This is a genomic window from Catenulispora pinisilvae (assembly GCF_015356865.1).
Lineage (GTDB): Bacteria > Actinomycetota > Actinomycetes > Streptomycetales > Catenulisporaceae > Catenulispora > Catenulispora pinisilvae.
The window spans coordinates 46,312-52,378 of the sequence record NZ_JAAFZA010000055.1; the positions used below are offsets into that span (position 1 = coordinate 46,312).

The 6,067-nt window shown below is 71.5% G+C and carries 3 protein-coding genes and 1 pseudogene; 3 read left to right on the top strand and 1 reads right to left on the bottom strand.

Annotation, left to right across the window (positions count from 1 at the left end):
- Positions 1-124 precede the first annotated feature (124 nt).
- Entirely contained in the window at positions 125-1,045 is a 921-nt protein-coding gene (locus IZR01_RS17585; RefSeq protein ID WP_194924441.1) for a glycosyltransferase family 2 protein, read from the top strand.
- A gap of 38 nt (positions 1,046-1,083) precedes the next feature.
- The gene (locus IZR01_RS17590; RefSeq protein ID WP_194924442.1) at positions 1,084-4,281 is read left to right on the top strand and encodes a glycosyltransferase family protein; all 3,198 of its coding nucleotides are present in this window, start codon (positions 1,084-1,086) and stop codon (positions 4,279-4,281) included.
- Between the two features lie 61 nt (positions 4,282-4,342).
- On the opposite strand, the gene IZR01_RS17595 is transcribed toward IZR01_RS17590, so the two are convergent.
- On the bottom strand, positions 4,343-5,437 hold the full coding sequence (locus IZR01_RS17595; RefSeq protein ID WP_228559667.1) for a glycosyltransferase: 1,095 nt from the start codon (positions 5,435-5,437) through the stop codon (positions 4,343-4,345).
- Between IZR01_RS17595 and IZR01_RS17600 the strand changes: the two are divergent.
- A pseudogene (locus IZR01_RS17600) lies at positions 5,436-6,067 on the top strand (hypothetical protein); the annotation flags it as partial. The gene IZR01_RS17595 and the pseudogene IZR01_RS17600 overlap by 2 nt on opposite strands.

Below are 6,067 nucleotides of genomic sequence, written 5' to 3' on the forward strand. Positions count from 1 at the left end.
CCGGGTATCCGGGTTCGGGGGCCCTTTGACGGGCTCTTTACCGGCGTTTGACGACCTTCACGAAACTCTAAGAGTCCTCACGGAGACTGATCTCCCCGCAAGGGACGAGTCCGTACCATGCCTGATGAAAGGGGCTGGATCCTTGGAGCACGAGCCGCCTCCTCCCCATGTCAGTGTGGTTCTGCCTTGTTACAACGAGGAGGCGCACGTCCTGCTGGAGATCCAGCGGATCTGCGCCGCTCTGGACGCCACTGACTACCCCTACGAGGTGCTGGCCGTCGACGACGCTTCCACGGACGGGACCCTGGAGGTGCTGCGCAAGGCCGAGATCGAGTACCCGAGCGTCAAGGTGGTCGCGTTCTCGCGGAACGGCGGCGCGGGGACTGTGCGCCGGATCGGGTCGACGATGGCCCGGGGCGACATCGTGGTGTGGACCGACGCCGACATGTCCTATCCGAACGAGCGGATCCCCGAGTTGGTGGAGATGCTCGATTTCGACGCGGGCATCGATCAGGTCGTGGGTGCCCGCAAGGCGGAGATGGGTTCGCACCGGCTGCTGCGGATACCGGCGAAGTGGGTCATCCGCAAGATCGCGGAGAAGCTGACCAACCAGAAGATCCCGGACCTGAACTCGGGTTTGCGCGCTATGCGGCGTGAGGTCGCAAAGCCGTATCTGCGGTTGCTGCCGCCCGGGTTCTCGTGTGTCACCACGATCACGTTGGCGTTCATGTCCAACCAGAAGAACGTGGTCTACATCCCGATCGACTACGCGAAGCGGGCCGGGAAGTCCAAGTTCAAGTTCGTGAAGGACGCCTACCGCTACATCCTGCAAGTCCTTCGGATGGTCATGTACTTCAACCCGCTGAAGGTCCTGATGCCGCCGGCGTTGTGGCTGGTCGGGATCGGCGCGGTGAAGGCGGTGTTCGACCTGGTGGTGCATCCGTTCCGGTTCGCGCAGAACACGGCTCTGCTGATTCTCAGTGGTCTGATCATCGCCTCCATGGCGCTGCTCGCCGACCTCATCGTGCGGTCGCGGCCGGAGTGAGCCGGCGGCGTCTTCGGGGGACACATCTGGTCACCGCGGTGGCCGTGCTGGCCGCGCTGTATCTGGCGGTCGGGGGCATCGCCTCGCAGTTGGCGGGGCGCAGCGTCCTCGCCGACACCGACTACATGGTGCGCTACGGGGCGTACGCCAACGCCGGCTTCGCCGACTCGCAGAGCAAGAACCTGATGCAGTCGGACGTCTACAGCGCGGAGATCCCGGCCGAGGACCTGTTCGCCAAGGGGGTCAAGTCCGGGAAGGCCGCGGCTTGGGACCCCTACATCGTCGGCGGGACGCCGCTGGGTACCAACCCCAACAACGCGCTGGCATCTCCGGTGACCGCGCCTTATTACGTGTTGCCGTCTTGGCTGGCGCCGGCTTATGAGCGGCTGGCCGAGGTGCTGGTCGGCTTGGTCGGGCTGTATCTGTTCCTGCGCCGGCTGAAGCTTTCGCCGCCGGCCGCACTGGTCGGCGGGATGGCGTACGTTTCCGGCGCCTACATGGTGGCTTGGCAGGGCTGGCCGCAGACCCGGGTCGGGGCCTTTGTGCCGCTGCTGTTCTGGGCGGTCGAGCGGTTCCTGCAACTGCGGCGGTTCCGTGACGTCGCGGTGTTGGCCGTGGCGGTCGCGTGCCTCATGCTCGGCGGATTCCCGGCGGTGGAGGGCTATGCGCTGCTGACCGCTGGTGTCTATGCGCTGGTGCGGACCCGCAAGATCGGGCAGTTGATCGGGCTCGGTGTGGGCGTCGCGGCCGGGGCCGGGCTGGCGATGTTCCAGTTGCTGCCGTTCGCGAAGTTCTATTCGTCGTGGCTGATCGAAGGGCGTGGGCAGAGCGGATCGGACCATCTGGACCCGGTGACGTTCCTGACGTCGTTCGCCCCGTGGGCGTTCGGCGGCGTGGCCTCCAACGGCCAGGAGCTGTGGTACCTGGACCGCAACGCCGTCGAGGCGCTGGGCTATGTCGGCGCGGCCGTGCTGGTGCTGGTCGTGGTCGCGGTGATGGCGGTCCGGCGGGGCCGGATCCTGTTGCCGCGCGGGGTGTGGGTGTTCTTCGTCGCCGCCGCCGCGGTGTGGATGTTGTTGGTGTACCACGGTGGCTGGGCGCTGGCGGCCACCCAGCATGTTCCGGTGCTGAGAGCGCTGTTCGGGGCCAACTTCATCGGACGGGCGCGGTGTGTGACCGGGTTGTTGCTGGCGTGTCTGGCGGCGGTCGGTTTCGAGGTCGTGCTGCGGAAGCGTTCGGAGTTCGTGGCGGCGCCGGCTTCGGCTTCGGGCGCGGCTGCGTCCCGTGGGCGGTTCGGGCAGTGGGTCGCCCTTCGGCTTCGGATCGCTCCGGTCGCGCGCTGGGCCGAGTCGGCCTCGGCGCGGTGGCCCCGGACGCGGGCGCTGGCCGGCCGGTCGGCCGCGCCGGCGTGGGCGGCCCTGGTGGTGCTGGTGGTCGGGCTGGAGGCCTGGGCCCTGGTGGGGCAGGGGCGCAAGCTCGCGGTCACCGATGGCGCCAGCGGGTACAACGGTTCTGACGCCGCGTCGGCCACGCAGGTCGCCGTCGCCACCTACAACCGGGAGATCCACCGCGGTCTGTTGCTGATCGGCGCCGCGGCGCTGCTGGTCGGCCTGCTGTGGCTGGTGTCCCGGTTCGGCGGCTCGGTGCGGCGGCTGGGCCTGGTGCGGGTGCTGGCGGCGTGCGGGGTGGTGGCGATGGTCGCCGCCGAGGGGACGTCCTTCATAGGGCGGTTCACCCCCAGCGCCGATAAGTCGACTTTCTATCCGGTGACGGACACCCAGGAGTTCCTGGCCGCCAACCTCGGCCACTCCCGCTACGCGAGCACGTCCGAGGGCTCGGTGATCGGCACCGACTCGGTGTACGGGCTGCGGGCGCTGAACGGGCACGCGTTCCTGAACTCGGCGTTCGCGACGCTGGTGAAGGGGATGCCGGGGGATCCGGTGCCGGCCCCGACCCGGCTGGCGTTCAGCCCGGACGAGGCGCAGGCCACCAGCCCGATCCTGGACCGGCTGGGGGTGGCGTACTTCACCGCCGCGCCCAGCGAGCCGGTGTTCGGGACCGTGCACCCGGCGGCCGGCGACGGTTCGTCGGTGGACCTCCAGCCGAACGTGCCGGTCACGGTGACCCTGCCGGTCGGGGACGACGTGCGGGCCCTGGGACTGGTCCCCACCTCGGCCGCCGACGTGTTCTCCTACGCGCCGATCACGAGCAACGACTGGATCGAGGTCACGGTCTCGGACGGGGCCGGCACGACGACGTCGAAGCGGCTGACCGAGGGCATCCAGACCGGGGTGGAGTTCGACGTGCCGCTGGCGCTGGACTCCCCGGCGCAGCACGGCCCGCGCACGGCGACGATAACGCTGCACACGGACAAGGCGACGCCGCTGGCGGTCGCCGCCGTCGCCGGGACACCGGCGCTGGCCACCGTCACCGACCCCGGCGACGGCCTGAAGCTGGTCTACGCCGGCTCGTCGGTGATCTACCAGCGCCTGAACGCGATGCCGCGGATCCGCTGGGCCGACGCCTCGGTGGTGGTCTCGAACGCCGCGTCCCGGGTCGACCTGCTGGCCTCCGGGCAGCTGGACGGCTCCACGGTGGTGCTGAACAGCGGCACGGCCCTGCCGGCGCCGACGCTGCTGGCGTCAGGGGCCTCATCAGGCACACCGGCTCCGGGCTCGGCGGCGGCGGACTCGGCAGCGGCCTCCGCCACCGTGGCCGGCTCCGCCTCCGCAACCGTCGACGGCGCGGTCACAGTGACCTCCGACGGCATGGACTCGGTCGGCGCCCTGGTGGACAACCCGACCGCCGGCTACCTCGTGGTGGCGGACTCCGACCAGGTCGGCTGGTCCGCCACGGTGGACGGCAAACCGGCCCGCCTGGTCCCCGCCGACCAGGGCCTGGTAGCGGTCTCGGTGCCGGCCGGCAGCCACACCGTCAAGCTGCGCTACAAATCCCCGGACAACGGCATCGGCGGCTACGCCAGCGCCGCGACCGCTTTCGCCCTGGCCGGGGGCGTCGGGGCGGAGACCTGGTGCTCCCGCCGCGGTCGCTCGACGCCTTGGGAGCTGGCGTGGATGCGCGCCCGGGCCCGCCGCGTCGCAGCGGTACAGCCAGGCGGCGTGGGCGCGGCGGACGTGGCGCTGCTGGCGACGGATGGGGGCGGCGGACCGCCGGGCGCGAGGCCCGGGGACGGCGACGCGCCCGGGCTGGACGGGCCGGAGGACGCGAGTGTGTGAGGCGCCGGTTCGCGGTTCGGGCTCGCGGTGCGGCTACACCGCGCTACATCCCGTCGCCGACTCAGCGCCCGAACCCGAGCTCCGCCAACTTCGCGAGCAGCGGCTCCACCACGTGTGCGGGCGTGAACTTCTCGCGGGCGGCGGTGCTCGACGCGTGCTTCAGCTTCGCCAGTTCGTCGGGGTTCTCCGCCAGGGCGGCGAGGGCCGCGGCGAGCGCTGCCGGGTCGCCGGGGGCGACGTAGCGCGCGGCGTCGCCGAAGGCCCGGCGTTGGGGCGGGGTGTCCGAGGTGACGATCGCGCAGCCGGCCGCCGCGCCTTGGTAGACCTTGTTCGGGACCACGCGCAGGGCCTTCGGGCCGGTGCCGAAGATGCCGAGGCAGACGTCGTGCGCGGCGACCAGGGCCGGCAGGTCCGCCGAGGCGATCCAGTCGTGCCAGGTCACCGTCTCGGCGCTGCCCGCGTAGTCGAGGGCCTGCTGTTTGTCCTGGCCGCTGCCGATCATGGTGAAGCGGATCGGCCGGTCGGTGAGGCGGGCGATGGCGCTGCCGATCGTGGCGGCGCCCTGGAGCGGGGTGAACAGGCCGTAGAAGACCACGCGCAGGGGGCCCTGGGCCGGCGCCGGTTCGGGGGCGAACCACTCGTCCGGAGCACCGACCGGCACCACCACCGCATGCTCCCGGTGTTTGGCGGGCAGGGTCTCCCGGTGTTCCTCGGTGTCGACCACCACCACGTGGGCGGAGCTGAGCGCGGCCGCGTCGATGGCCCGCAGCAGGGGCTGGCGCACCCCATGGCTGACCTGCCGGTCCCGCCCGGTGTCGGCGGCGCCGATGAGATGGTCCAGCACCACGCGCCGGCGGCCGAACAGCACCCGGGCCAGCAGCACGTCGAAGTGCCCGAGGTACCCGACCACCACGACGTCGGGCCGCGGGCCGCGCATCGAGCGCCACGCCAGCCGCGCCCAGCAGCGCGCCAGCCGCGCGCCCAGGGCGGGCACGCGCCACGGTTGTGCCAGCATCTTGACCCGCGCGGCGGTGTCGAACCCCAAGGGCGCGTTACACTCGCGCACCTCATGACCCGCACGACGCAGCCCCTCGGCGATGACTCCCACCCGGGGGTGCGCCGCCACATCGTAAGTACCGAAGATCAGGACGCGCATGGTCAGCCACAGTAGCGGTTCCGCCTATGGCCGCAGGGCCGGTGACGGCGAGTCAGCCGGAGCCGAGAGCCTGGCCGGCGCGACCGGTGCGCCCGCGGCCGACCCGGGCGACGCCGAAGGCACCTCGGCCCAGGCACAGGCGCCCATCGCGACGCCTTCCACCGACGGTGCCCCGGCCCATGCGGAGCCTGCGGCCGGTGTCCTGACCGGCGCTCAGGCCAACGCCGAATCCTCGGCCGCCGCGACCAGTGCTCTGACCAACGCCGAATCCTCGGCCATGACCGCTCCCGAAGCCGGCGCCAACGTCGCGGGCAAGACCGGCACCGACGCCGCCGCCAAGACCGGCACCGACGCCGAATCCTCGGCTAAGACCGCTCCCGAAGCCGGCGCCAACGCCGCGGGCAAGACCGGCACCGACGCCGCCGCCAAGACCGGCACCGACGCCGAATCCTCGGCTAAGACCGCTCCCGAAGTTGGCCCCAACGCTGGCGCCAAGCCCGGCACCAAGCCCGGCACCAAGCCCGGCGCCAAGCCCGGCGCCAAGCCCGGCCCCAACGCCGCCGCCGAAACCGGCCTCGGCACCGTCACCGAAGCCGACCTCGAAGCCGACCTCGAAACACCCCTCCGCCC

Coding starts and splice junctions, on each gene's coding strand:
- IZR01_RS17585 (WP_194924441.1), top strand. CDS start 125: ATGAAAGGGGCTGGATCCTTGGAGCACGAGCCGCCTCCTCCCCATGTC.
- IZR01_RS17595 (WP_228559667.1), bottom strand. CDS start 5,437: ATGCGCGTCCTGATCTTCGGTACTTACGATGTGGCGGCGCACCCCCGG.